General features: G+C 64.7%; 25 protein-coding genes. 13 read left to right on the top strand and 12 right to left on the bottom strand.

Translation table 11 applies throughout. The annotated features are described in order from the left end of the window. The first annotated feature begins 80 nt into the window (after positions 1-80). A complete protein-coding gene (locus ACFC3J_RS08430) occupies positions 81-638 on the top strand; it encodes an FKBP-type peptidyl-prolyl cis-trans isomerase (RefSeq protein WP_375195739.1) in 558 nt (185 codons plus the stop codon). Between the two features lie 68 nt (positions 639-706). Here ACFC3J_RS08430 and ACFC3J_RS08425 read toward each other — a convergent pair whose 3' ends face one another. The 5 genes from ACFC3J_RS08425 to pyrE all read right to left on the bottom strand — a co-directional run bounded on the left by ACFC3J_RS08425 (position 707) and on the right by pyrE (position 4,477). Beyond that, complete coding sequence (locus ACFC3J_RS08425; RefSeq protein WP_375195762.1) at positions 707-1,744, bottom strand: AI-2E family transporter; 1,038 nt, start codon at positions 1,742-1,744, stop codon at positions 707-709. A 72-nt stretch (positions 1,745-1,816) separates the two neighbouring features. Further along, a complete protein-coding gene (gene lepB / locus ACFC3J_RS08420; protein WP_375195738.1) occupies positions 1,817-2,707 on the bottom strand; it encodes a signal peptidase I in 891 nt (296 codons plus the stop codon). A gap of 31 nt (positions 2,708-2,738) precedes the next feature. Then, on the bottom strand, positions 2,739-3,140 hold the full coding sequence (gene acpS, locus ACFC3J_RS08415; protein WP_375195737.1) for a holo-ACP synthase: 402 nt from the start codon (positions 3,138-3,140) through the stop codon (positions 2,739-2,741). 13 nt (positions 3,141-3,153) lie between these two features. After that, positions 3,154-3,891 (bottom strand): pyridoxine 5'-phosphate synthase, encoded by a 738-nt coding sequence (locus ACFC3J_RS08410; protein ID WP_375195736.1) that lies wholly within the window; start codon positions 3,889-3,891, stop codon positions 3,154-3,156. A 4-nt stretch (positions 3,892-3,895) separates the two neighbouring features. After that, positions 3,896-4,477 carry an orotate phosphoribosyltransferase gene (gene pyrE / locus ACFC3J_RS08405; RefSeq protein WP_375195735.1) on the bottom strand — a complete coding sequence of 194 codons (582 nt, stop codon included), beginning with the start codon at positions 4,475-4,477 and terminating at the stop codon, positions 3,896-3,898. Between the two features lie 324 nt (positions 4,478-4,801). Between pyrE and coxB the strand changes: the two genes are divergently transcribed. The 10 genes from coxB to ACFC3J_RS08355 all read left to right on the top strand — a co-directional run bounded on the left by coxB (position 4,802) and on the right by ACFC3J_RS08355 (position 13,533). Next, complete coding sequence (coxB, locus tag ACFC3J_RS08400) at positions 4,802-5,815, top strand: cytochrome c oxidase subunit II (protein WP_375195734.1); 1,014 nt, start codon at positions 4,802-4,804, stop codon at positions 5,813-5,815. Positions 5,816-5,834: 19 nt separating this feature from the next. After that, positions 5,835-7,502 carry a cytochrome c oxidase subunit I gene (gene ctaD / locus ACFC3J_RS08395; RefSeq protein WP_375195733.1) on the top strand — a complete coding sequence of 556 codons (1,668 nt, stop codon included), beginning with the start codon at positions 5,835-5,837 and terminating at the stop codon, positions 7,500-7,502. A 117-nt stretch (positions 7,503-7,619) separates the two neighbouring features. Then, positions 7,620-8,540 (top strand): heme o synthase, encoded by a 921-nt coding sequence (locus ACFC3J_RS08390; protein ID WP_375195761.1) that lies wholly within the window; start codon positions 7,620-7,622, stop codon positions 8,538-8,540. Then, positions 8,537-8,668: a hypothetical protein gene (locus ACFC3J_RS08385; protein ID WP_375195732.1), complete on the top strand. Its 132-nt coding sequence runs from the start codon at positions 8,537-8,539 to the stop codon at positions 8,666-8,668. The genes ACFC3J_RS08390 and ACFC3J_RS08385 overlap by 4 nt, the downstream gene beginning before the upstream one ends. After that, a complete protein-coding gene (locus ACFC3J_RS08380; protein ID WP_375195731.1) occupies positions 8,668-9,243 on the top strand; it encodes a cytochrome c oxidase assembly protein in 576 nt (191 codons plus the stop codon). Before ACFC3J_RS08385 ends, ACFC3J_RS08380 begins: the two co-directional genes overlap by 1 nt. Positions 9,244-9,279: 36 nt before the next feature. Beyond that, on the top strand, positions 9,280-10,110 hold the full coding sequence (locus tag ACFC3J_RS08375) for a cytochrome c oxidase subunit 3 (protein ID WP_375195730.1): 831 nt from the start codon (positions 9,280-9,282) through the stop codon (positions 10,108-10,110). A gap of 71 nt (positions 10,111-10,181) precedes the next feature. Next, a complete protein-coding gene (locus ACFC3J_RS08370; protein WP_375195729.1) occupies positions 10,182-10,592 on the top strand; it encodes a DUF983 domain-containing protein in 411 nt (136 codons plus the stop codon). Then, entirely contained in the window at positions 10,589-11,215 is a 627-nt protein-coding gene (locus ACFC3J_RS08365) for an SURF1 family protein (protein WP_375195728.1), read from the top strand. Before ACFC3J_RS08370 ends, ACFC3J_RS08365 begins: the two co-directional genes overlap by 4 nt. A gap of 44 nt (positions 11,216-11,259) precedes the next feature. Continuing rightward, positions 11,260-12,660, top strand: a complete 1,401-nt coding sequence (thrC, locus tag ACFC3J_RS08360) for a threonine synthase (RefSeq protein ID WP_375195727.1) — start codon at positions 11,260-11,262, stop codon at positions 12,658-12,660. A gap of 3 nt (positions 12,661-12,663) precedes the next feature. Next, on the top strand, positions 12,664-13,533 hold the full coding sequence (locus ACFC3J_RS08355; RefSeq protein WP_375195726.1) for a class I SAM-dependent methyltransferase: 870 nt from the start codon (positions 12,664-12,666) through the stop codon (positions 13,531-13,533). A gap of 100 nt (positions 13,534-13,633) precedes the next feature. On the opposite strand, the gene ACFC3J_RS08350 is transcribed toward ACFC3J_RS08355, so the two are convergent. From ACFC3J_RS08350 to ACFC3J_RS08325, 6 genes are all read right to left on the bottom strand, one after another. Beyond that, entirely contained in the window at positions 13,634-14,161 is a 528-nt protein-coding gene (locus ACFC3J_RS08350; RefSeq protein WP_375195725.1) for a beta-carotene hydroxylase, read from the bottom strand. 103 nt (positions 14,162-14,264) lie between these two features. Beyond that, positions 14,265-15,005, bottom strand: a complete 741-nt coding sequence (locus ACFC3J_RS08345) for a TorF family putative porin (protein ID WP_375195724.1) — start codon at positions 15,003-15,005, stop codon at positions 14,265-14,267. 259 nt (positions 15,006-15,264) lie between these two features. Next, positions 15,265-16,521 carry a mechanosensitive ion channel family protein gene (locus tag ACFC3J_RS08340; protein ID WP_375195723.1) on the bottom strand — a complete coding sequence of 419 codons (1,257 nt, stop codon included), beginning with the start codon at positions 16,519-16,521 and terminating at the stop codon, positions 15,265-15,267. Continuing rightward, on the bottom strand, positions 16,518-17,741 hold the full coding sequence (gene metC / locus ACFC3J_RS08335; protein WP_375195722.1) for a cystathionine beta-lyase: 1,224 nt from the start codon (positions 17,739-17,741) through the stop codon (positions 16,518-16,520). Before metC ends, ACFC3J_RS08340 begins: the two co-directional genes overlap by 4 nt. Then, on the bottom strand, positions 17,738-18,583 hold the full coding sequence (sseA, locus tag ACFC3J_RS08330; RefSeq protein WP_375195721.1) for a 3-mercaptopyruvate sulfurtransferase: 846 nt from the start codon (positions 18,581-18,583) through the stop codon (positions 17,738-17,740). The genes metC and sseA overlap by 4 nt, the downstream gene beginning before the upstream one ends. A gap of 63 nt (positions 18,584-18,646) precedes the next feature. Further along, positions 18,647-19,858, bottom strand: a complete 1,212-nt coding sequence (locus tag ACFC3J_RS08325) for a hypothetical protein (RefSeq protein ID WP_375195760.1) — start codon at positions 19,856-19,858, stop codon at positions 18,647-18,649. 102 nt (positions 19,859-19,960) lie between these two features. Between ACFC3J_RS08325 and queF the strand changes: the two genes are divergently transcribed. Further along, on the top strand, positions 19,961-20,419 hold the full coding sequence (queF, locus tag ACFC3J_RS08320) for a preQ(1) synthase (protein WP_375195720.1): 459 nt from the start codon (positions 19,961-19,963) through the stop codon (positions 20,417-20,419). A gap of 158 nt (positions 20,420-20,577) precedes the next feature. Continuing rightward, positions 20,578-23,241 (top strand): M1 family metallopeptidase, encoded by a 2,664-nt coding sequence (locus ACFC3J_RS08315; RefSeq protein ID WP_375195719.1) that lies wholly within the window; start codon positions 20,578-20,580, stop codon positions 23,239-23,241. 41 nt (positions 23,242-23,282) lie between these two features. On the opposite strand, the gene ACFC3J_RS08310 is transcribed toward ACFC3J_RS08315, so the two are convergent. After that, on the bottom strand, positions 23,283-24,377 hold the full coding sequence (locus ACFC3J_RS08310) for a phytase (RefSeq protein WP_375195718.1): 1,095 nt from the start codon (positions 24,375-24,377) through the stop codon (positions 23,283-23,285). Positions 24,378-24,507 lie beyond the last annotated feature (130 nt).

Genomic DNA, 24,507 nt, shown 5'->3' with positions numbered 1-24,507 from the left:
GGACTGCCGTTTCGGGGCGGCCGGTTGACCGCCCTTTCTTCTGCTGAAAATCTACCCGCACCAACTGCGAGGCATATCCCATGTCCACGACGGCCGTTCCCCTTCGTCCTATCGCCAAGGGGTCGCTGACGCGCCTTTGGGTCGGCATTGCCGCAGTAGCGCTGGCAGCTGGCGGCCTGGCCTGGGCCGGGCAGCAGGGTGTCGAGCCGTCGCCGGCCAGCTTCCTTGCCCATAACGGGCATGAGGCAGGCGTGGTGACGACCGAAACCGGCCTGCAATTCAAGATATTGGAAGAAGGTACCGGTCCCAGCCCGACGGCTGCCGATGTGGCGTTGGTGGGGTATAAGGGGGCGCTGCTTGACGGCACGGTGTTCGACGAGAATCCGCAGACCGCGATGCCGGTCGACGGCGTGGTTCCCGGCTTCTCCGAAGGCCTGCAGAAGATGAAGAAGGGCGGCAGATACCGCCTGTGGATTCCGCCGCAGCTTGGCTATGGCGAGCAGGCGGCGGGTCCGATCCCGGCCAATTCGGTGCTGGTGTTCGATGTCCAGCTGCATGATTTCAAGTCCAAGGCGGACATCATGCGGATGCAGCAGATGATGCAGCAGCAGGGTGGGATGCCTCCGTCCGGCCGCTGATCCGGTCAAGATAGTCGAAAATGGAAAGGCCCGCTTTGCGGGCCTTTTTTCTTATGCGTTCACGTTTCTCATGCGTTCACCGGCACGGTTGCGGTCATGTCAGCCTTGGCCTCCAGCGCTTTGGATCGCTCCTCCAGATAAACCTTTATCATGGCAACGATGGGGTCGGCGAGGAACAGCCCCATGATGCCAAAGAGCGCGCCGAAGAGGATCTGCGCGGCCAGAACCAGTGCGGGCGCCAGATCGGTGGCGCGCTTGGCCACCATGGGGACGATCAGATAGCCGTCGACGATCTGGACCGCCAGATAGACGCCCAGGGCATAAAGGCCTGCATGGGACCCTGCTGAAAAGCCCACCAGCATGATCAGCACGCCGGAGATGATCGAACCGATATTGGGCAGGAAAGCGAACAGGCCGGTCAATATCCCGAGCAGCCCTGCCATCGGCACGCCGCCCGCCCAGAGCAGCAGCCAGACGCCGACGCCCTCCACCGCCATGCCGATCAGGCGGCCGAACATCAGCCGCCGCAGCGTCCAGCCCATCTTGTCCGCAATGGCATAGAAATGGGACCGCCTGTCCATCGGCAACATCCAGGCGACGCCGCGTTCGTAAAGTTTAGGCTCGATCGCGATGAAGATGGCCAGCACCAGCATCATGACGCCGCTGGTGATCGCACCCACCGCCGTTCCGACCGCCGCCGTAACCCGGCCGAGCGAACTCATGGCCTGACTGGCGAGGCTCTTGAAATCCTCCGGCGTGGTGGTGACGCCCAATTGCTGCAACCAGCCGCCGATCCGGCTGATCTGGGATTCGACGATCGTGCGCATGGCCTGCGCCTGCGCGGCGAGGCTCGATCCGGTGAGGTAGAAAGTGTAGATCAGGAAGGCGAGGGCGGAGAGCAGCACGATGGTGAGCCGCCAGCCACGCCCGATCGGCAGCAGCCTCCCCAGCAGGCGTGTGCCGCCATCCATCATCGTCGTCAGCACCAGCGCGCCCATGATGAGAAGGATCGGCTGGGCAAGCAGCACCAGCAGCGCAACGGCGATCCCCAAGGTAAACCACACCCCAGCCCGCTTGATCTCATGCTGGACCAGGGGGCTGTGCATTTCGCTGGGACCGGGTTGCTCGATATGGACCTGCTTGCCGTTCAACCCCTGTCCCCTTGCGAACTCAAAAGCTTATTTCGGGGGAGTAACGCTTGCGGGCCGCAGGCTGTTCCCGGCCCGCCCGGAGCGGAAAGCATGCAGCCAACTCAAGGGATTCCAGCCTGAATCGCCATCGAGCGAGAAGGTGATGAACTCGGCCCGGCCGCCGACGGCTTCCCACGGAACCGGCCCGCCCAGGCCATTTTCCTCCAGCGGCGCGCGGCTGTCGGCGCTGTTGTCGCGATTGTCGCCCATCAGGAAGACATGGCCTACGGGAATCCGCACCGGCCCATACCAGTCGAGCGTGCTGGGGCCCATGTCGATGGTGACATAGGTTTTGCCGTTGGGCAGCGTCTCCTGCCGCGCGGGCAGTTCGCACCAGCTCCTGCCGTGGGCATCCGTCGCCAGCGCGCCGGGGAACTGCATGGGGGGGCAAGGGGCGTTGCCGTCGACGGGAATACGGATCGGCTTCAGCACCTTTTGCGGCACCGGCACGCCGTTCAGGATGATCTGGCCGCCGCGCACCTCCAATATGTCGCCGGGCAGCCCGATGACGCGTTTGATATAATCCTCGCGCTTGTTCTGCGGCGAAACGATGACGATGTCGCCCCGCTGAGGCATCCGTCCGAAAATCCGGCCCTTCAGGAAGGGCAGGGGATGGAAGCTGGGCGAAACATAGGACCAGCCATAGGGATATTTGCTGACCACCAGCCGGTCGCCCTTCAGCAGCACCGGCATCATCGATTCGCTGGGGATGTAGAAGGGCTTGGCGATGAAGCTGTGGAAACCCAGCACCGCCAATATCAGCAGGCTGATGCTTTTCGCTTCCTGCCACCAGTTGATCGACGCCTTGGGCGGCTCTGCGGCGGGGACGGCAGACGGCTCTTCGGTGGAATGATTCTCGGTCATGTCGGCTGCCGTCATGGATGGATTTCCGGCTGGTGAGGTCCTGCCGTCATAGCGGCAGGGCTTCAATGATCACAAAGGCTTGCGCCCATGGATGATCGTCGGTGAGCGTCAGGTGAACAATCGGCCGGTGCCCGGCGGGAACCATCGATTCCAGACGCGCGAGCGCCCCGCCCGCGAGTGCCAGCGTGGGTGCGCCGCCTGGGCGGTTGATCACGCCGATATCCTTCATGAACACGCCCTGTTTGAAGCCGGTGCCGACCGCCTTGGAAAAGGCCTCCTTAGCGGCGAAGCGCTTGGCGAGCGTGCCCGCCTTGGTAAAGGGACGGCGATTGGCCTTGGCCCGCTCGATGTCCGTAAAGACGCGACTCTCGAATCGCTCGCCGAACCGGTCGAGCGAATTCTGGATCCGCTCGATATTGCAGAGATCGGAGCCGAGGCCGATGATCACGATCCTGCTGCTTTCACCGGACCAGATCCATTTGCCGCCGCATTTCGCGGATGCTGCCCTCCAGCCCGCCGAAAATGGCTTCGCCGATCAGGAAGTGGCCGATATTGAGCTCGGCGACTTGCGGGATGGCGGCAATCGGCCCGACATTGTCGAAGGTCAGGCCGTGGCCCGCATGGGGTTCGATCCCATTCTTGGCCGCCAGCGCGGCAGCATCGGAGATGCGCCGCAATTCCTCGGCCCGCTCGGCCCCCGTCACATGGGCGTAGCGGCCGGTGTGCAATTCGACCACCGGCGCGTTCAGGCGGATCGCCGCCTCGATCTGGGCCGCATCCGGCTCGATGAACAGGCTGACGCGCACGCCCGCCTCGCCCAGCGCGCCGACGATCGGCCGCAGCGTTTCGATCTGTCCGGCGACATCCAGCCCGCCCTCGGTGGTGCGCTCCTCGCGCTTTTCCGGGACGATGCACGCGGCATGCGGCCGATGCCTGAGCGCGATGCCCAGCATTTCCTGCGTCGCCGCCATCTCCAGATTGAGCGGCACGCCCAGCGCCGCCATCAGCGTCGCGATGTCTTCGTCGCGGATATGGCGCCGGTCCTCGCGCAGATGCGCGGTGATGCCGTCGGCGCCCGCCTTGACCGCCAGCAGCGCAGCCTTGACCGGGTCGGGATGCTCGCCTCCCCGCGCGTTGCGGATGGTCGCCACATGATCGATGTTGACGCCCAGACGCAGGGGAGCGGGGGTGTGCGGCATGATGCTACTGCTTTCGGCTGCCGGGCTTGGTCGCCGGGATCGCGGCCAGTTCGGCCGGGACCTGATCGGCGTCATAAACCGGGAAATTGATGCTGACGAGCGGATAGAAAGGCACGCCCAGATCGACTTCGCCCGCGGAACGGTCGACCAGCGCGACCTCCCCCACGACGATGCCGCCCTCGGCCTCGACCGCCTCGATCGCCTGGCGCGAGGAGAGGCCGGTGGTCACGACGTCCTCGACCATCAGCACTTTCTGACCCGGCGTGATGGCAAAGCCGCGCCGCAGTTCGAACGTCCCTTCGGGGCGCTCCAGGAACACCGCATCCCTGTCGAGCGCGCGGCCGACCTCATGGCCGATGATCAGGCCGCCCATGGCGGGCGAGACGACCAGGTCAATCTCCTGCCGCAGTTCGCGCGGCAGTTTCTGCACCGTGGCGCGGGCCAGCCGGCCGGCGCGCTCGGCGTTCATCAGCACGCGGGCGCACTGGAGATAATTGGCGCTGCGGCGGCCCGAGGACAGAATGAAATGCCCTTCCAGCAACGCGCCTGCCGCCCTGAATTCCGCTAATACTTCCTCGTCGGTCATCCGTATCTTCGATCCATTCGCCCATGCCGTCCGCCTGACAGGCGGCCCGGCATGCAATTCCCGGTCATGGCCAGCCCCTCTCAAGGCTGTCCCATGATCCTGCCCCATGTCGCGTGCCCCATCTTACCTGCTGCGCGCGCGGGGAGCGAGATAGGCTCACCAACTAGGCGTTGCAACAGCGAAGAAAATCTGGTTGTGGAAGGTTGAGGCATAAAAAAACGATGCTTATAAGCCGCGGCAGACCGAAATAGCGGGGGGAGGCGTATTCTCATGCGCATGTCTTCGTTGCAGCGGCGCCAAGGGGTTACGGGGTAAGAAGACGCTATGAGAAAGGTGAAATCGCTCGTTCTCGCCGGGTTGTTGGCTTTTGCGCCTGCACTTTTGCTGAACGGTCCGGCGCTGGCTCAGGACAATGCCGCGGTCGCGGCGCCTGCTGCCGGTAATGAGAGTGCAGCCGCTGATTCGGCTGCCAATGCAGCGGCTCCTGCCGCGCAGGCGGCGCCTGCCGAAAAAGTGGCCGCTCCGCCCCGCATGAAGCCCACGCCGGGCATCGGCATGCCGATGCCGGGTGAAATCACCCTCCAGAAGCAGTTTTCGCCGACCGGGCACACCGCCCGCTGGCTGCACGACGTCCTGCTGCTGCCGCTCATCACCATCATCTCGATCTTCGTTCTGGTCCTGATGCTCTATGTGATGGTCCGCTTCCGCCGGAGCGCGAATCCGACGCCGTCCAAGACGTCGCACAACACGGTGATCGAAGTGATCTGGACCGTGGTGCCGGTCGTCATCCTGCTGGTCATCGCGGTGCCCTCGATCGGGCTGCTCGCCGATCAGTACAAGCCCGCGCCCAAGGATGCGCTGACCGTCAAGGTCACCGGCTATCAATGGTATTGGGGCTATGAATATCCTGACAACGCCATTCCGGAATATGTGTCCAACCTGCTGCCCAAGGACAAGGCGGAGGCCAATGGCGAGCCTTATCTGCTTGCGCCCGACAACCGCATGGTCCTGCCCGTCGGTCGTCCGATCAAGCTGATCATCACGGGAGCGGACGTCATCCACAGCTTTGCGGTGCCGTCGCTCTGGGTGAAGATGGATGCGGTCCCCGGACGCCTCAATGAAAAGACCTTCACCATCGAAAAGCCGGGCGTCTATTACGGCCAGTGTTCGGAATTGTGCGGCGCGCGCCACGGTTTCATGCCGATCGCGATTGAAGCGCTGCCTCCGGCCCAGTTCGACCAGTGGGTCCTGTCGCAGGGCGGCAAGCCCAAGGGCGCGGGTGCGGCCGCGCCGGCCCAGGCCGCCGCGCCGGCCGCCGCTCCTTCCGCCAAGCTTTGATCTCAGAGGCTGATACGCGATGACGACGATTACCGCAGACCATCATGGCGATCATGCTCATGAGCATCATGACGCCGATCACAAGCCGGCCTTTTTCCAGCGCTGGTTCATGTCGACCAACCACAAGGATATCGGCACCCTCTATCTGATCTTCGCGATCATCGCCGGCATCATTGGTGGCGGGATTTCCGGCCTGATGCGCGCCGAACTCGCGCAACCGGGTATCCAGTATCTCCAGACCTGGGCGCAGTTCAGCGATGGCCCGACCGCCACGCTGGACCAGGCCTATCATCTCTGGAACGTGCTGATCACGGCCCATGGCCTCATCATGGTCTTTTTCATGGTGATGCCCGCGATGATCGGCGGCTTCGGCAACTGGTTCGTACCGATCATGATCGGCGCCCCCGACATGGCCTTCCCGCGGATGAACAACATCAGCTTCTGGCTGCTCATCCCGGCTTTCGCGCTGCTGCTCGGTTCGACCTTCGTTCCCGGCGGCACCGGCAATGGCGCGGGCACCGGCTGGACGGTCTACGCTCCGCTCTCGACCAGCGGGTCCGCGGGCCCGGCGGTCGACATGGCGATCCTGTCGCTGCACATTGCGGGCGCCAGCTCGATCCTGGGCGCGATCAACTTCATCACCACCATCCTCAACATGCGCGCGCCGGGCATGACCCTGCACAAAATGCCGCTGTTCGTCTGGTCGGTGCTGGTCACCGCCTTCCTGCTGCTGCTCGCGCTTCCCGTGCTCGCCGCCGCGATCACCATGCTGCTGACCGACCGCAATTTCGGCACCACCTTCTATGATGCCGCCGGCGGCGGCGATCCGGAACTGTACCAGCATCTCTTCTGGTTCTTCGGTCACCCTGAAGTGTACATCATGATCCTGCCGGGCTTCGGCATCATCAGCCAGATCGTCTCAACCTTCAGCCGCAAGCCGGTCTTCGGCTATCTCGGCATGGCCTATGCCATGGTTGCGATCGGCGTAGTGGGCTTCGTCGTCTGGGCGCACCACATGTTCACCACGGGCATGTCGGTGAATGTGAAGATGTATTTCACCGCTGCCACGATGGTGATTGCGGTGCCGACCGGCATCAAGATCTTCTCCTGGATCGCGACGATCTGGGGCGGGTCGATCACCTACAAGACCCCGATGGTCTGGGCGCTGGGCTTCATCTTCCTGTTCACCGTGGGCGGCGTCACCGGCGTCGTGCTGGCGAATGGCGGCGTCGACGACGTGCTGCACGACACCTATTATGTCGTCGCGCACTTCCATTATGTGCTGTCGCTGGGCGCCGTGTTCGGCCTGTTCGCAGGCTTCTACTACTGGTTCCCGAAAATGTCGGGTCGGATGTACAATGAGTTTCTCGGCCATCTGCACTTCTGGGTGTTCTTCGTTGGCGTGAACATGCTGTTCTTCCCGATGCACTTTCTGGGGCTGTCGGGCATGCCGCGCCGCTATCCCGACTATCCGGAAGCCTTCGCCTACTGGAACAAGGTTGCCAGCCACGGCTATGAGATCATGGCTGCAGGCATGCTGATCTTCTTCGTGAACCTCATCTGGTCACTCGTTGCGGGCAAGAAGGCCGAGGGCAATCCCTGGGGTGAAGGCGCCACGACGCTGGAATGGACACTGACCAGCCCGCCGCCCTTCCACCAGTTCGAAACGCTGCCGGTCATCGACTGACCGCAAACAGGGCATTCCGATTTGCCGGAATCCCAGGGCTGGCGTAAGGGCGGCCAGAACCCCAATCTGGAACAGACCCGGCGTGGCCAACACGCCGGGCTGTCGCATGAGGAGAATATGGCAAGTTCGCCGATCCGGGCCGAAAGCACGGCTCCCTCGATTCCCGCGCATTGGCGGGATTTCGTCGCGCTGACCAAGCCGCGGGTGATGACGCTGGTCGTCTTCACCGGGCTCTGCGGTCTGCTTGCGGCGCCGGGCCATATTCATCCGATTCTGGGCTTCACGGCCATTCTCTGCATTGCGCTTGGCGCAGGGGCTGCCGCGACGCTCAATCAATGGTATGAGGCCGATATCGACGGCAAGATGAAGCGGACGGCCAATCGCCCCATTCCCGCCGGACGGATGGATCGCCAGTCGGCGCTGCATTTCGGCGTCGGCCTCTCCTTCTTCTCGGTGCTGCTGATGGGTGTCGCGACCAATTGGCTCGCGGCGGCCGTGTTGGCGGTGTCGATCCTCTTCTACGTCTTCATCTACACAATCTGGCTCAAGCCGCGGACGGTACAGAATATCGTAATCGGCGGCGCGGCTGGCGCCTTCCCGCCGGTGATCGGCTGGGCGGCGGTGACGGGCGACATCAGCGCGTTGCCGGTGGCGCTGTTCATGCTCATCTTCTTCTGGACGCCGCCGCATTTCTGGGCGCTCGCCCTGTTCGTGAAGACCGACTATGCCGCCGCCGGCATCCCGATGCTGCCGGTGGTATCGGGCGAAGTCGTAACGCGCCGCCAGATCTGGTTTTACACTGCGATCATGGCGGTCGCGGCCATGGCGCCGGTGCTGCTGCATCTGACCGGCCCCATTTACGGGACGGCGGCGCTCTTGGGGACCGGCCTGTTCGCCGTCTTCGCTTTTCAGGTGCTGCGTCGGCGCGAAAGCGATCCCGCCCGCATGGCGCCTGAAAAGCGGCTGTTCAAATATTCGATCCTCTATCTTTTCCTGCTGTTCGGAGCGGTCGTGGTCGACCGATGGATGTTCGCATGACGCCTGACGAAGACCGGCAGATCCGCGCCCGCCAGAAATCCCGCGCCATCGTGACGGGCCTGCTGCTGGGTGCGCTTGTCATCCTGTTCTATGCCATCACCATCGCCAAGATCGGCGGAAGCCATTGATGGCGAGCATCCCTCCTTCGCCCTTTGATCGGGATCGCCGCAACCGGCGCACGATGATCGGCATGGCGGGTGTCGGTCTGGCCATGCTGGGCCTCGGCTTCGCATCGGTTCCGCTGTACCGGATTTTCTGTGAGCGGACCGGCTTTGGCGGGACGACGCAGCGCGCCGCCGCCGATGCGCAAGTCCGCGAGGCGGCCGGGCACCTTATGTCGATCCGCTTCGATTCAAACGTCACGCCCGGCATGCCCTGGCAGTTCCGCCCGGAGCATGCCACGCAGACGGTGACCGTCGGAGCGCGCAACATGGCGATCTTCATTGCGAGGAACATGTCGGACCGTCCGGTCACGGGCACGGCCAGCTTCAACGTCACGCCGCTTCAGGCCGGCGCCTATTTCACAAAGATCCAGTGCTTCTGCTTTACCCAGCAGACCCTGCAACCGGGGCAAGAGGTACGGATGCCGGTGATTTACTATGTCGACCCGAAGATATTGACGGATGCCGACAATAAGGACACGCAGGAAATCACGCTGAGCTACACTTTCTATCCTGTTGAGCAGGATAAAAAGCCAAGCTAAGCAACAATCATAACGCGAACGGGGATGAGAAACGTCATGGCAGGCGCCAAGAACCACGATTATCATATTCTTCCGCCCAGCATCTGGCCCTTTTTCGGGTCCATGTCGGCGCTGGTCATGGCCTTGGGCGCGATCATGTGGATGCACCCCGATGCCATGCCCGCGGGCGGCGGCTGGGTTTTCCTGATCGGCGTGGCCGGCGTCCTGTTCACCATGTACAGCTGGTGGGCGAATGTGATTTCCGAAGCGCATGCGGGCGATCACACTCCCGTTGTGCAGCTTCACCTGCGCTACGGCATGATCCTGTTCATCGCGTCGGAAGTCATGTTCTTCGTGGGCTGGTTCTGGTCCTTCTTCGACTTCTCCCTTTTCCCCAGCCAGTTGGCGCCGATCGATGGCATGTTCCCGTCGAAGGGCATCGAGGTCATCGATCCCTTTTCGTTGCCGCTGCTCAACACGCTGATCCTGCTCTGCTCGGGCACGACCGTCACCTGGGCGCACCATGCGCTGATCCATGGCGACCGCGAGGGGATGAAGAAGGGGCTGACGCTGACCGTGATCCTCGGTCTGCTTTTCTCGTCGATCCAGGCCTATGAATATGCGCATGCGCCCTTCCCGTTCGGCAAGACGCCCTACAGCTCGGCCTTCTACATGGCGACCGGCTTCCACGGCTTTCACGTTCTGATCGGCACCATCTTCCTGCTGGTGAACCTGATCCGCGCGCACAAGGGCCATTTCACCCCCCGCCAGCATTTCGGTTTCGAAGCAGCGGCGTGGTACTGGCATTTCGTCGATGTGGTGTGGCTGTTCCTGTTCGCTGCCATCTATGTCTGGGGCGGCTGGGGCGCGCCGGTTCACGGCGGCTGATCCGTCGCCCATGATGGCAACCAAGACGGCCGGACCTGTTCCGGCCGTTTTCTTTTCGGAGAGTGGGCATTATGCCTGACGCCATGCCATCCGCTGATCCCGCTCCCGCCACGACCGACCCTCTTCTGGTCGCCGCTGTGCGAGGGACATGTCCGCAATGTGGCGCTGCCACGCTGTTCGTGGGGCCGGTGCGCTTCGCATCCTCCTGCCGTGCCTGCGGCCTTGATTATGGGCAGTTCAATGTTGGCGACGGACCGGCCGCCTTCCTGACCCTGATCATCGGCGCGGTCATGGTGGCGATGGCGCTGGTGCTGGAACTCAAGGTCCATCCGCCGCTCTGGCTTCACATCCTGCTATGGACGCCGCTGATCATTTTGGCGGTAATCGGTTGCTTGCGCGTGGCCAAGGGCGCGCTGCTGACGCTGGAATATCGCAACAAGGCGCGCGAGGGGCGGCTGATCGCGCAGGAGCGCAAGCCATGAAGATCCGCCTGCCCCTGATCCCGACACTCATCGTCGGCATGGCAGTGCTGGTGATGATCGGCCTTGGCGTCTGGCAATTGCAACGCCGGGCAGACAAGGAGGCGATGCTGGCGCTGGTGGCGACCAATCCTGCCAAGCCTGCCACCGCCTTCCCTGCTTTCCCGCCTGTTCCCGCCGAATTGCTGTTCCGCCGTTCCTCCGTCCATTGTCTGCATGTCCTGCGCTGGCGCAGCGAAGCGGGACGCGCTGCCGACGGATCCACCGGCTATCGCTACATTGCCGAATGCACGACTGGGGCGGAGGGGCCGGGCGTGCTGGTCGCTGTCGGGGTCGCCCGGACGCCGGACGCCAAACCGCAATGGTCGGGCGGCCAGATCAGCGGCTGGATCGGCGAGGAGCCGGATCATCGCTCGCTCCTCTCGCGGATCGGCGGCAAGGCCATGCCGCTGCGGCCCATGCTGATCGCGGGAGAGACCGTGCCGGGCCTTTCCCGTCTTGCGCGGCCGGGCGCCGCGGACGTGCCCAACAACCACCTGGCCTATGCGGTGCAGTGGTTTTTCTTCGCGGCGGTTGCGGTCGTCATCTACCTGCTTGCCCTGCGGAAACGGGCGACGCCGCCTTAAAAGCTTGCTCCAAAGTCCGTCCAGCGCTACCGGGCTACCCCATCATGCAATATGTGAGCACCAGGGGGAGCGCGCCCGCGCTCGGGTTCGAGGATGTGACGCTGGCGGGGCTGGCGTCCGATGGCGGACTCTATCTGCCGGAAAGCTGGCCAAGCTTCTCCGCAGATCAGATTCGCGCGCTTTCGGGCCTGTCCTATGTCGAAACCGCGGTGCGGGTCATGGCCCCCTTCGTCGCCGGCTCGCTGAGCGAAGAAGAGCTGCGGGAACTTTGCACCGCAGCTTATGGCCGGTTCAGCCATGATGCGGTAACGCCGCTGGTGCAGCTCGACCATCGGCACTGGCTGCTCGAACTGTTCCATGGCCCGACCCTGGCGTTCAAGGACGTGGCGCTGCAACTGCTCGGCCAGTTGTTCGAGCGCTTCCTTTCCCGCCGCGACGATCATCTCACCATCGTCGGCGCGACGTCCGGCGACACCGGCTCGGCGGCGATCGATGCGGTCGCTGGCCGCGAGAAGATCGACATCTTCATGCTGCACCCCGAAGGCCGCGTGTCCGACGTGCAGCGCCGCCAGATGACCACGGTGCTGGCGCCCAACGTCTATAATATCGCCATCGATGGCAGCTTCGACGACGCGCAGGCGCTGGTGAAGGCGATGTTCAACGACGCGGAATTCTCGCGCCGCTTCAATGTTTCGGCCGTCAACAGCATCAACTGGGCGCGGCTGATGGCGCAGGTCGTCTATTATTTCTACGCCGGCGTGCGTCTGGGCGCGCCGGACCGGGCGATCGCCTTCTCTGTGCCGACAGGCAATTTCGGTGACGTGTTTGCAGGCTATGTCGCCGCGCAGATGGGCCTGCCCGTCGCCCGGCTGATGGTCGCGACCAATGTCAACGACATCCTCCATCGCGCTCTGGCCGAGGGCGATTACAGCCAGGGCCAGGTGGTCGCGACCGCGACACCCAGCATGGACATTCAGGTCAGTTCCAATTTCGAACGGCTGCTGTTCGATGCGGGCGGCCGCGACGGCAAGGCGTTGGCCGAGCAGATGAAGGGCTTTGAGACGAGCAAGGCGATGCGCCTGACGAACGCGCAGCGGGAAGGGGCTTCGAAGCTCTTCACCTCCGCGCGGGTGGATGCCGACGGCATGACCATGGCGATGCGCTGGGCTTATGACGCGGCGGGTCAGGTGATCGATCCACACAGCGCCATCGGTCTGGCAGCGGCGCGGACGGTCGACCTTGATCCGGCGATCCCGGTGGTCACGCTCGCGACGGCCCATGCGGCGAAGTTCCCCGCGGCGGTCGAGCGCGCTACGGGCATCCGTCCGGGCCTGCCTTCGCGCGTCGGCGATCTGTTCGCGCGGGAAGAGGCCTATGCCAAGCTGCCCGGCACATTCGAAGCGGTCACCGCCTATGTCGCGGAGCGGGCGACCCCGAGGAACTGAGGCTTGGACCTTCAGACCCTCCTTGGCGAGCCTTGGGCCGATTATGGCCTGATCGATTCGGGCCATGGGCGAAAGCTGGAGCGCTATGGGCGCTTCCGTTTCATCCGTCCCGAGCCGCAGGCGATGTGGGGCCCCGCGCAGGACGATTGGAAGGCCGACGGCGAATTCATTCCCGGTTCGGACGAGGAAGGCGGCGGGCGCTGGTTCTATGAGCGGCCCGTCCCCGTGGAGGGCTGGCCGCTGCACTGGAATGACGTCACCTTCCAGTCGAGCTGCACGCCCTTCCGTCATCTGGGCTTCTTCCCCGACATGGCGCCGGTGTGGGACTGGATGCGCGGCCGGATCGCGGACAAGCCCGACGCGCAGGTGATGAACCTGTTCGGCTATACCGGCGTCGGCACGCTGGCGATGGCGGCGGCGGGCGCGCAGATGGTGCATGTCGACGCGTCCAAGAAATCCGTGGCGCAGGCGCGGGCCAATGCGGCGCTGTCGGGACTGGAGGACCGGCCGGTGCGCTGGATCGTCGACGATGCGGCCAAGTTCGTGGCGCGCGAGGTGCGGCGCGGGCGGCGCTATGACGGCATTCTGCTTGATCCGCCCAAATATGGCCGCGGGCCGGATGGCGAAGTCTGGCGGCTTGAGGAGGATCTTCCCGGCCTGATCGCCAACTGCCGCCAGTTGCTGGACGCCGACAGCCGGTTTCTGTTCCTCACCGTCTACGCCGTGCGCATGTCGGCTCTGGCGATCGGAGAGCTGTTGAAGCAGGCCTTCGCGGATCTGCCGGGAACCGTGGAAGCGGGCGAACTGGCGGTGCGGGAGGAGGCGCGCGGGCTGGAATTGCCGACGGCGATCTGGGCGCGCTGGAGCTGCTGAAGCGCGTCAGCTGAAGGGATTGGGAGGCCCGTCTTGGCCCCTTGCCGCCAAAGTCCGCCTCTCTTTAGGCGGGGGAATGTCGGCTCCCCACCCATCTCCGCTATCCGATCCTGGATGCCGTGTCTTTTTCCCGGGCCTTTGCCGTTCGCAATCGCGCCTTTTTGCTTCGCGCCAGCGCCTGTTTCAGCGCGTCCGGGCGGGGAGCGATGAGGAAGCCAAAGCTGACGCAGCCCTGCTTGCTTTCGACCGCATGATGCAGATGGTGGGCCTGGACGATGCGTTTCATATAGGGCGACCGCGGCACATAGCGGTGCGTCACGCGGCGGTGCACGATGATGTCGTGGAAGCCGAGATAGATGGCGCCATAGGCGGCGATGCCCGCGCCGGTCGCGGTTGCCCAATCCCCCCAATGCCATTGCACGCCGCCCAGCAGCAGCAGGATTGATGGCATGGCGAAGATCACGAAATAGAGGTCGTTCGCCTCCCAATAGCCGTTGCGCGGGCGATGGTGACTGGCATGCAGGAACCAGCCCGGCCCGTGCATGACCCAGCGGTGCATGGCGTAGGCGAAGCCCTCCATGGCGGCGACCGTGGCGAGGAAGATCAGGATCAGCAACAGGGTGGACATGGCTCCTCTATAAGGCGCGGTCCCGCGCTGCGCGAGCCGTAAAGGAAAAAAGGCCGCGACCCTTGCGGATCGCGACCTCTCCCTTCCATCACGAAAAAGGCGATCAGAAGGACGCGGTGATCGAACCGACGACGCCAGCCTTGCTGATGTTGCGGCCGCTCGGGCTGTAGAGCGACTTGTCGGTGTCGACATAGCTGACGCCGAAGGTCAGGTGGCTCCAGGTGTAGGTCGCGCCGACGTTCCAGTCGGTATATTCCTTGCCGATCGTCAGATAGCTGGGGCCGAAGCTGTGGCCCAGATGCGCCGACACGCCCAGCGGGGTGTTCGGGATGCTGGTCGACAGATCGCCGGCCAGATAGAGACTGTCTTCCTTGCCGTTGCCGACGGACAGGGCCTTCGCCTTGGGCGCATAGTTGGCGGTCAGCTTTGCGGTCGCCGGACCGAAGGTGCCCTTTATCGAGGCATAGGGCTCCACGAAGTCGGTGTTGGCGCCGCCCGAACCGGGATAGTAATAATAGAGCACGCCGACGTCGACGGTGGCCGCGCCGATGGTCTTCGAATAGCCGGCGATCAGGTCGAGTTCCTGGTCGCTGCCATTGGCGACATAATCATCGATCGAGCTGCCCCAGGTCGAGACGTAGAAGCCCGACGAGTGGGTCACCGTGAGGCCGCCCTGAAGAGCGAAGCGCTTGTCGGTCTGTGAAATGCCGCGGAAGCGATAGTCGGTGACGACCGCCGCATTGCCGGTCACGGTCAGTTCGGAAGCAGGTGCGTCCTGAGCGGATGCCGGTGCCGACATCGCGGCAACAGCGAGCGCCGAGAGGCCGAGAATGGACTTACGCATATAGGTTTCCCCTTGATGTTGTTCTGCGATTCGTCCCGCCTGCGTCATGGTCCCCGGTCTCTATCGCCCTGAACGGGATGGACGGGGTTGCCTCAACGAAGGAAGGGATGCCGTTCCTCGTTGCGGCGCACAAGATTTTATTGCCAATACGTGTCGGTTGTTTCCATAATGTTGCTGTTGGGCAACAAAATCAGGCATGGATGTAGCGCCGGGGGCAGCGAACTGCACCGGCTTTGCCGCATTTGCCAACGTCTGGATATTATTGCGGGCGCGGGCGATCGATGGACGAGTGGATGACGCGCTGCGGATAGGGGATGGCGATGCCATGTTCGCGGAACAGCAGCCAGAGACGGTTGAGGACGTCGGACTTCACATTGCCCACGCCACCTTCCGGATCGCTGATCCACACCAATATGTCATGTTCGACGCGGTTCTCGCCAAAGGCGGTCAGCCAGACATTGGGCTTGGGATTGCGCAGCACGCGGGGGCTTTCCTGCGCGGCGCGCAGCATGAGGTCCTGCGCCAGCTTCAGGTCGCTGTCGAAACTCACGCCCACCGGAATGCGGACGCGGACGTTGCGGTCGGAATAGGACCAGTTCTCCACCTCCTGCGTCATGAGATTCTCGTTCGGGATCAAATGCTCCTTGCCGTCGCGGGTGATGACGGAGACCGCGCGCACGCCGATCTTGTTCACCCAGCCGAAGCTGTCGCCCACGACGATGACGTCGCCCGGCTTGATCGAACGGTCCATCAGCAGGATGATCCCGGCGATCAGATTGCCGAAGGTCTTTTGCAGGCCAAAGCCGACCGCCAGACCCAGCGCGCCGGAAAAGACGGTGAAAGCGGTCAGATCGATGCTGAGCAGGTCGACGCCGATGAAGAAGGCAGCGACGATGACGGTGATGGCGGCCAGTTTCTGCGCCAGCAGCTTCTGCGTGGCGTCCAGCCCATGGGCGCGGGTGATGCTGCGCCCGACGATGCGGTTGGCGAGGCGCACCAGCGCGAACAGCGCGACGCAGGTGGCGGCCATGCTGACGAGGCCGAGCAGGGTGATGCGCCGTTTACCAAGGCCGATGCCTACGCCGTCCAGCATGTCGGCGACGGGCGCGAAACCGCCGCTGCTGCCTGACAGGACCATCACGAACAGCAGCACGGCGATGGGCAGCACGGCAAGGCGCGGGATGGCGAGGCTGCGCAACAGGTGGATGGCGAGCAGGGACAGGGACAGGGCCAGCGCCGCGCCCAAGATCAGATGGGCGAAATCCCCGATGGGCCAGAAGGCAAGGGCGGCGGCCATCAGCGCGGCGGCGATGGCATGATGCAGGATCGGGCGCATATGCCCCGCCAGCGCCTCCCCCAGCGCGCGGAAGCGGCGACGCAGGCGGGGCGAGGCGAATCGGGCAAGGGCGCTGGCGATGAGCGTGATGGTGACGGCCATGGCCAGCGCGATCAGGGGATGGACGATGGCGGGATCGCCCGGCAGCCGGGAGAGCAGTTCGGGAAGGCCCGGCGTCATCCGCGCGCGGTCCGGAAGCGGGCGAGACCCGCGTCGAGATCGGCGATCAGGTCGTCCGGGTCTTCAAGGCCGATCTGGAGTCGGACAGCGGGGCCTTCGGCCTGCCAGAGCGTGGCGCTGCGGTAGCGGGCCGGGTCGACGGGCAAGGCGAGGCTTTCAAAGCCGCCCCAGCTATAGCCTATGCCGAAATGGGCGAGGCCGTCGATCAGCGCGGCGCGCGAATTCTCGTCGCCGCCCCTGAGGATGAAGCTGAACAGGCCGCTGGAGCCGGTGAAGTCGCGTTGCCAGAGATCGTGGCCGGGGCAGCCGGGCAGCGCCGGGTGCAGGACGCGGGCGACATCGGGTTGATCGGTCAGCCATTGCGCGATTTTGAGGGCGCTCGCCTGATGCTGAGCCAAGCGGACGCCGAGCGTGCGCAGGCCCCTTGCGGCGAGCCAGGCGTCATCCGGGCTGCTCATCTGGCCGAACAGATAGGCGGCCTGACGGATTTTCGGAAAGAAGGCCGGGGTCGCCGTCACCGATCCCATCATCACGTCGCTATGGCCGACAATATATTTGGTGCAGGCGAGGATGGCGATGTCCACGCCATGGGCGAGCGCCGGGAAGAAAAAGGGCGTGGCCCATGTGTTGTCGATCAGCGTGGCGATGCCCTTTTTCCGGGCGATGGCGGCGATGGCGGGAACGTCCTGCACCTCGAAGGTCAGGCTGCCGGGGCTTTCCATGAAGATGGCGCGGGTATGGGGGCCGATGAGGTCCGCTATTCCCGCGCCGACGGCCGGGTCATAATAGCGGGTCTCGATGCCGAGCGGGCGCAGCATCTGTTCGCAGAAATTGCGCGTGGGGTCGTAGGCGCTGTCGACCATCAGCAGCTGGTCGCCGGGCTTCAGCACCGCCATCAGCGCGCAAGCGATGGCGGCCACGCCCGAGGGGTAGAGCATCGTGCCCTCCGCCCCCGGCTCCATTTCGGTGAGCGCGTCGGCAAGGCTCCAGCTCGTCGGCGTGCCCTTGCGGCCGTAGAAGAGGCGCTCATGCGTGCTGCTGCGGGCGGCGTTGCGCAGGTGCGCGACGTCGTCATAGAGGATGGTCGACGCGCGCCAGACCGGGGGATTGACGATGCCGCCGGGCTGATCGGGCATGCCGGTCCATTCGGGCTTGCGGCCCGCCTGCGCGAGTTGGGTGAGGGGCTTGCGGTCCCCCTGCCGGTCAGAATCCTGGCTCATGCCGCGCCGGTCGCCTTGGGCGTGTCCGGGTCCATGCCCCATTCGGACCAACTGCCGTCATAGAGGGTGACGTCGGTCTTGCCGAGCAGTTCGAGGCCGGCGAGGATGATCGCCGCCGTGACGCCGCTGCCGCAGCTGGTGATGATGGGTTTGCCGAAATCGGTGCCCGCGTCGAGGAACAGGCGGCGCAGGTCGTCGCCCTGCTTCATGCTGTTATCGATATTGTAGAAGGCCGAGGAGGGGATGTTGCGGCTCCCCGGGATATGGCCCGATGCCATGCCGGGGCGGGGTTCCTTTTCCTCCCCGGTGAAGCGGGCGGCGCCCCGGGCGTCGAGCACCTGTTCAGCCTGACTTTCGAGATTGGCCAGCAGGTCCCGTTTGGTGCGGACCTTGCCGGGTGCGCGTCGGGCGATGGCGTTGCCGCGGGAGGGCGCTGGGATGCCGCTTTCGGTTGGACGGCCCTCGGCCAGCCATTTGATGAGTCCGCCATCGAGTATCGCGGCGCTCTTGCCCACGCCATAGAGGCGCATCATCCACCAGCCGCGCGCGGCACTGTGGGTGGGGCTGTTGTCATAGACGATGATGCGGCTGTCGGCGTCGATGCCAAGCTGCCGGCAGCGCTCGGTCATGAAAGCGTCGGTAGGCAGCATGCCGGGGCGCGGATCATCCGGGTCGACGAGCGTGGGCAGGTCGAGGAAGGCCGCGCCGGGGATGTGGGCGGCTTCAAACTCGGCTTTCGGATCGCGAGGGGTGCCGGGGAGGAAGAGGCTGGCGTCGAGGATTCTGAGGTCGGGCCTGCCCAGCTGTCCGGCGAGCCAGTCGGTGGAAACCAATATGTGCATGCGCCTCTTTTCCCTTTGTGCTGGCGTCCTTTTTAGGAGCGGCAGGCGCGGGTGGGAAGAGGTTTAGCTGGCAAGCGAAAGCGCGGTGGCCCGGCTTCCGGGTGTGCGATATTGGCGGGGGCCGAGATCGAGGCGGAAGGGCGAGAGGCGCTCGACCGGCGGCGTCTGTTCCTCGCCGATGATGAAGGCGCGGCCGGTGCGGCCGGCGCCCTGCGTCTCGCCCGCTTCATTGGTCCAGCGATATTGCGCGTCGAACGCGATCAGCGGGATCAGCAGCGCGCGCTGGCCCATCGGGATGGCCGCGATCTGCTGCGCATCGAGGCGAAGCTCGCCGCGGAGCGACTGGGTTTCGCCGGGCGCGATGGCAACGGCGGAGTGGATCGGCAGACCAACCGCTCCAGCGAAGAACTGTTCGAACAGGGCCTGTTGCCGGGCGTCGGCATTGGCGATCAGGCCGCGGATCAGAATATCCTCGGCCGGGCGGAGGCCGCGATTATGGACCTTGAGCGTATAGCCGATGGTCGCGCCCATCAGCGTCAGGCGGGCGGCCTGCACCTCCATGGCGAGGTCGAGCCATGGCCGGTCGGTGGCCACGGGAGCCGGTTCGGGCTTGCGCGCAGGAGGAACAGGGGCGGGGCGCGCCTTGGGCTGCGGGGCTGGTGCGGGTTCCGCCGCGCGTTCGTAGGCCTGCTCCTCGACTTCCGCCGGCTTGCGGCGGCGCAGCCAGAGGAAGCCGCCGATCAGGGCAGCGGCAGCCGCTGCCGCGGCGATCCATGGCCAGGGGAAGGCGGGACCTTCGGCGGGTGCCAGCGGGGCGGGTTCGACGGCAGCAGGTTCGACAGCGGCGGGCGCGGTAGCGTTTTCCGTGGGCGGTAGCGTCTGATTATCGACTGCCGGGGCTGCGGGTTCGGCTGGTGCGGCGGCTGCGGGCGGCGTCTGGCTCTGGGGGAACGGGGTCGACTGGAGCGTGCGCGGCGGAGCGGCCGGAGCGGCCCTTCGTTGCGGTTGTTGCGGCGCGGGCTGCGGGGCCGGGGTGGTGGCCGGCGGGGCGACAGGCTGCGGCACCTGAAGCGTTGGCAACACGATCGGCGGCGGCGTGACCGTGGTGGGGGTGCCCCGGAACACATCCAGCTCCGGACCTTGCTTGTCGGTGTCGGTCTGCGGCTTGTCGCGGGGCAGGTTGAACACCGGCTCCGCGCTGTTTTCCTGTTGGGCGAGGGCGGGTGTGGCCAGCAGCAGCGGCGCGGCGAGCAGGAACGAGAAACGGGACCCCATGGGGTGCAGCCAAGGCATGGCGCCTGTTGAACCTGCCATGAACGAAAGGCAAGAGAGGCGTGACGATGACATATGGCGTGCAATCGCGTAGATGGCCTGCCCATGACTGATACGCCGATTCCCCTCCATCTGGGTCAGACCAGCGCCCTGCCGTCACGTCCCGAAGATGCCGTGCTGGACTATGTGCCCAATCCCCGGCCCGGCAAGCCCTATCTGGTGCGCTTTACTGCGCCGGAATTCACTTCGCTCTGTCCGGTGACGGGGCAGCCGGACTTCGCGCATCTGGTGATCGACTATGCGCCTGCCGCCACCATCGTCGAGTCGAAGTCGCTGAAACTGTTTCTGGGCTCTTTCCGCAACCATGCGGCTTTCCATGAGGATTGCACCGTGGGCATCGGCGAGCGGCTGTTTGCGGAGATGAACCCGGTCTGGCTGCGGATCGGCGGCTATTGGTATCCGCGCGGGGGCATCCCCATCGACGTGTTCTGGCAGTCGGGCGAGCCGCCGGCGGGGCTATGGCTGCCGACGCAGGATGTGCCGGGCTATCGCGGGCGGGGGTGAAAGTCCTTTGTTTGACAAACGAACAATAGGGTTCGACTAACGACATCCGGGACAGGGCGCCCGGCTTGACCGATGGAACGAAAGGGGCGATCCCCCTGTCATCCAGGCGTAAGGCTTTGTCCTTGGCGCCGTTCCAACGTGTCGGAGTTGTGAACCTCATGTCCTTTTCGAAAATCGCGTCCCTGATGCTCGCGGCTGCGCCCCTTGCCATGGCTGTGCCGGCTCTGGCGCAGACGGCGGCGCCTGCGGGGCCTGCGGCGGGTGTGACCACCCAGCTGCCGCGGGGCGCTGCGCCCAGCCATTATGCGATTCAGGTGACCCCGGACGCCGCCAATCTCAAATTCACCGGCAAGGCGGCGATCGACGTCACCGTTTCGCAGGCGATGCCCGCACTGGTTCTGAACGCGGCCGATCTGACGGTGAGTTCGGTGACGCTCACGCCTGCGAAGGGCGGTTCAGCGAAGGGTGGGGCAATCAAGGGCACCGCCAGGATCGACGCCGATGCGCAGACGGTGACCTTCGACTTTGGCACGCCGGTCCAGCCGGGCAACTATACGCTCGCCATCGACTATGCGGGGATCATCAACACGCAGGCGAATGGGTTGTTTGCGCTCGACTATACCGACAATGCGGGTCAGGCGAAGCGCGCCCTCTTCACCCAGTTCGAGGCGCCGGATGCCCGCCGCTTCGTGCCGAGCTTCGACGAGCCAAGCTACAAGGCAACGTTCGATCTCAGCGCCGTCATCCCGGCCGATCAGCTCGCGGTCAGCAATATGCCGGTGAAGAGCAGCAAGGACGCTGCCGGGGGCAGGAAGCTGGTGACGTTCGGCACCAGCCCGAAAATGTCCTCCTATCTGCTCTTCTTCGGCCTCGGCGAACTGGAGCGCGCGACCAAGATGGCCGGCGCCACCGAAGTCGGCGTGATCACCGGCAAGGGCAACACCGGCAAGGCGCAGCTGGCGCTGGACGCGTCGGCGGCGATCCTGCCCTATTATAACGACTATTTCGGCGTGCCCTTCCCGCTGCCAAAGCTGGATAACGTGGCCGGACCGGGGCAGAGCCAGTTCTTCTCCGCCATGGAGAATTGGGGCGCGATCTTCACCTTCGAACGCGCCTTGCTGGTCGATCCGCGCTTCACTTCGGAAAGCACGCGGCGGACCATCTATTCCATCGTCGCGCATGAAATGGCCCACCAGTGGTTCGGCGATCTCGTCACCATGGCGTGGTGGGACGATCTCTGGCTGAACGAGGGTTTCGCCAGCTGGATGGCCACCAAGGTCACGGACAGGCTCAACCCGGAATGGGAAATGCTGCTTTCCCGCGTCAATGGCCGCGAGCGGGCGATGAGTCTCGATTCGCTGGTGACGACCCATCCGATCCTGCAGAAGATCCGCACCGTTGATGAGGTGAATCAGGCCTTCGACGACATCACCTATGAAAAGGGTGAGGCGGTCATCACCATGCTGGAGGGCTTTGCCGGGGAGGACGCGTGGCGCTCGGGCATCCGCGCCTACATGAAGCAGCATGCTTATGGAAACACCGTTACCGACGATCTGTGGAAAGCGGTCGAGAGCGCAGGCGCCAAGGGCGTAGTCGGCATCGCGCATGATTTCACCAGCCAGCCGGGCATTCCGCTGGTGAAGGTCGACAGTGCGCAATGTCAGGGCGGTTCGACCATATTGTCGCTCAGCCAAGGCGAGTTCAGCCGGGATCGCAAGGACAAGGCGCCACTCAAATGGAACGTGCCGGTGATGGCGCAGAGCATCGGCGGGGCGCAGCAGCGACTGATCCTCAACGGCTCGGCGCAGGTCACGCTGCCGGGCTGCGGCGCTTACGTCATCAATGCAGGGCAGACGGGCTATTATCGCTCGCTCTATCCGCAGGCGAACGTGAAGGCGCTGGCGAAGGACTTCACCCGGCTGACCTCCATGGACCAGATCGGCCTGATGGCGGACAATTTCCAGCTGGGCCTCGGCGGCTATCAGCCGATGGGGCTGGCGCTTGATCTGATCGATGCCGTGCCCGCCTCGGCCAGCCCGGCCGTGCTGGCGGAAGTGCCGGGCTATCTCGACAGCGCCCACACCATGCTGGAGAGCGACAAGACTTCGCAGGCGCGGGTTGCCGCCTATGCCTCGAAGAAGCTCAGCCCCGTTCTCGCCCATGTCGGATTTGACGCCAAGCCGGGCGAAAATCCTCAGGTGCCGGTGCTGCGGTCGGCTTTGGCGTCGACGCTGGGCGGCATGGGCGACAAGGCCGTGGTGGCCGAGGCGAACAGGCGCTTTGCGGCGCTGGCCACCAATCCGGCGGCGCTGGACGGGCCGCTGCGGAATGTCTGGCTGCGGATCATCGCGGAAAATGCCGATGCCGGAACCTGGGAGAAGCTGCGGGCGATGGCGAACGGCGCCAAGTCGGACCTCGAAAAAAGCACGACCTTCGCGCTGCTGGGCGTAGCCAAGGATGAAAAGCTGGCAGCCAGGGCGCTGGACCTCGCCATGACCGACGAGCCGGGCAAGACCACCAGCGCGGCGATCATTTCCGCCGTGGGCGGGGAACATTCGATGCTCGCGGTCGACTATGTGCTGGCGCACCGGCAGCAATATGAGGCGATGATCGATGTGTCCGCGCGCTCTCAGGCGATTGCGCGGCTCGGCGGCAATTCGGCCGATCCCGCGATGGTGACGAAGCTGGATGGCTATGCGAGCCAGTATCTGACGCCGGAATCGCGTAAGGTGGTGGATCGCTCCATCGCCGCGATCAAGACGCGGATCGAGACCCGGGCACGGTTGAAGCCCGCGCTGACCCAATGGTTTGCCAACAAGTGAGACTGTAGCGCCCCTCCCGCTTGCGGGAGGGGCTTGTCGGGTCAGTTCGGCAGGCCCAGCGCCCTGGCGATATCATCCCATGCCACCAGCTTGAAATTCTGGGCGGCCGTGGCGTTATGGCCATCCTGCGCCACGAACAGGCCGCCCGGATAGTCCGGCCCGAAATCGCCCAGCATCAGGTCGATGCCGTCGGTTTCCTCCGATCCGCCGACGTCACCGGTCTTTGGGCCGTCGACCACGCGGAAACGGCCCGCATAGCTGTCGTCGCTCAGCCGATAGGCGACATAGCCATTGTCGCCCTGGCTGGAGACGAGGACATAGCCATCCTTTTCCCCGATCGGGGCGATGGCGACGCCCTCCGCGTCCGCGACAAGATTCCTGCCGTCGGCGGCGGCGATCTTCACCGGCACGGTCGATCCTGTCGCATGGGCGTCGAAGCGCCAGAGGCCGACATCTTCCTCCGCCACATAAAGGATGCCCGTGCGGTCATCGACGGCGCAGCCTTCCGACTGGGTGCCCAGTTTCATGCTGCGGACGATCCGGCCCGCGGGCGCGCCCCCGGACGCGTCGAGCGCCACCTGATTCACCGTGCCGTCCTTCAGCACGATGAAGGCGTAGGTCGCAGCAGCCTCGCGATAAAGGCAGACGCCATAGGCCTCGCCCTTACCGGCATCGACCTTCCCCAGCGTGGACAGCCTGGCGGTGGCGGGGTCAAGCCGGAAGAGGGCGAGTTTTGCGCTCGCCACGTCGTTGCGGTCGCTGGCGACGACCAATATGCCGCTCTGGCCGTTGATGGTGACGCCGTCGCGCAGGTCGACATTGTTGACCCGGCCCGCGTCCAGAAAATCGCGGGTCTTGCCGTCGAGGCCATAGACGTAAAGCCCGGCTTTCTTGTCGGTGCCGACGATCAGGCTCTGGGCCGGATCGGCCGCGTTGCGCCAGATCGCCGGATCGTCCGCCGCGTCGGCGTTGGGGGTGCCGACGGGGGCGGTTTCCCCCCGCGCCGTCACGGAAACGGCGGGGGTGGCGTTGGCGATGCGGACGGCGACCGGAACTTCCTTCCCGCCTGTCGCACAGGCGGCCAGAGAAAGAAGGGGAAGCGCGAGAAGGGGAAGGGGGGAAAGGATCGCCTTCATCAGAAGCTGGCCGACATGCCGAACTTCACCGTCCAGTTATACTCCTCATATTGGAGCAGGCGGCGCGAACCGCCGAAATTCTGGTAAGCGAAATATTTGGCGTTGTTGACGTTTACCCAGTCGGCGAACA

This window comes from Sphingobium sp. (genome assembly GCF_041987595.1).
Taxonomy (GTDB): Bacteria; Pseudomonadota; Alphaproteobacteria; order Sphingomonadales; family Sphingomonadaceae; genus Sphingobium.
The sequence above is the reverse complement of the archived record's forward strand: the minus strand, read 5'-3'. Positions and strand labels throughout refer to the sequence as shown.

What these genes read in the sequence shown, in the direction of transcription:
- ACFC3J_RS08340 (WP_375195723.1), bottom strand. Translation starts at nt 16,521, where the DNA reads ATGACGCCGGGCCTTCCCGAACTGCTCTCCCGGCTGCCGGGCGATCCC.
- coxB (WP_375195734.1), top strand. Translation starts at nt 4,802, where the DNA reads ATGAGAAAGGTGAAATCGCTCGTTCTCGCCGGGTTGTTGGCTTTTGCG.
- ACFC3J_RS08410 (WP_375195736.1), bottom strand. Translation starts at nt 3,891, where the DNA reads ATGCCGCACACCCCCGCTCCCCTGCGTCTGGGCGTCAACATCGATCAT.
- ACFC3J_RS08345 (WP_375195724.1), bottom strand. Translation starts at nt 15,005, where the DNA reads ATGCGTAAGTCCATTCTCGGCCTCTCGGCGCTCGCTGTTGCCGCGATG.
- queF (WP_375195720.1), top strand. Translation starts at nt 19,961, where the DNA reads ATGACTGATACGCCGATTCCCCTCCATCTGGGTCAGACCAGCGCCCTG.
- ACFC3J_RS08380 (WP_375195731.1), top strand. Translation starts at nt 8,668, where the DNA reads ATGGCGAGCATCCCTCCTTCGCCCTTTGATCGGGATCGCCGCAACCGG.
- ACFC3J_RS08350 (WP_375195725.1), bottom strand. Translation starts at nt 14,161, where the DNA reads ATGTCCACCCTGTTGCTGATCCTGATCTTCCTCGCCACGGTCGCCGCC.
- ACFC3J_RS08375 (WP_375195730.1), top strand. Translation starts at nt 9,280, where the DNA reads ATGGCAGGCGCCAAGAACCACGATTATCATATTCTTCCGCCCAGCATC.
- metC (WP_375195722.1), bottom strand. Translation starts at nt 17,741, where the DNA reads ATGAGCCAGGATTCTGACCGGCAGGGGGACCGCAAGCCCCTCACCCAA.
- ACFC3J_RS08315 (WP_375195719.1), top strand. Translation starts at nt 20,578, where the DNA reads ATGTCCTTTTCGAAAATCGCGTCCCTGATGCTCGCGGCTGCGCCCCTT.
- thrC (WP_375195727.1), top strand. Translation starts at nt 11,260, where the DNA reads ATGCAATATGTGAGCACCAGGGGGAGCGCGCCCGCGCTCGGGTTCGAG.
- ACFC3J_RS08430 (WP_375195739.1), top strand. Translation starts at nt 81, where the DNA reads ATGTCCACGACGGCCGTTCCCCTTCGTCCTATCGCCAAGGGGTCGCTG.
- ACFC3J_RS08310 (WP_375195718.1), bottom strand. Translation starts at nt 24,377, where the DNA reads ATGAAGGCGATCCTTTCCCCCCTTCCCCTTCTCGCGCTTCCCCTTCTT.
- ACFC3J_RS08425 (WP_375195762.1), bottom strand. Translation starts at nt 1,744, where the DNA reads ATGCACAGCCCCCTGGTCCAGCATGAGATCAAGCGGGCTGGGGTGTGG.
- ACFC3J_RS08390 (WP_375195761.1), top strand. Translation starts at nt 7,620, where the DNA reads ATGGCAAGTTCGCCGATCCGGGCCGAAAGCACGGCTCCCTCGATTCCC.
- ACFC3J_RS08365 (WP_375195728.1), top strand. Translation starts at nt 10,589, where the DNA reads ATGAAGATCCGCCTGCCCCTGATCCCGACACTCATCGTCGGCATGGCA.
- ctaD (WP_375195733.1), top strand. Translation starts at nt 5,835, where the DNA reads ATGACGACGATTACCGCAGACCATCATGGCGATCATGCTCATGAGCAT.
- ACFC3J_RS08385 (WP_375195732.1), top strand. Translation starts at nt 8,537, where the DNA reads ATGACGCCTGACGAAGACCGGCAGATCCGCGCCCGCCAGAAATCCCGC.
- lepB (WP_375195738.1), bottom strand. Translation starts at nt 2,707, where the DNA reads ATGACGGCAGCCGACATGACCGAGAATCATTCCACCGAAGAGCCGTCT.
- ACFC3J_RS08325 (WP_375195760.1), bottom strand. Translation starts at nt 19,858, where the DNA reads ATGGGGTCCCGTTTCTCGTTCCTGCTCGCCGCGCCGCTGCTGCTGGCC.
- ACFC3J_RS08370 (WP_375195729.1), top strand. Translation starts at nt 10,182, where the DNA reads ATGCCTGACGCCATGCCATCCGCTGATCCCGCTCCCGCCACGACCGAC.
- sseA (WP_375195721.1), bottom strand. Translation starts at nt 18,583, where the DNA reads ATGCACATATTGGTTTCCACCGACTGGCTCGCCGGACAGCTGGGCAGG.
- pyrE (WP_375195735.1), bottom strand. Translation starts at nt 4,477, where the DNA reads ATGACCGACGAGGAAGTATTAGCGGAATTCAGGGCGGCAGGCGCGTTG.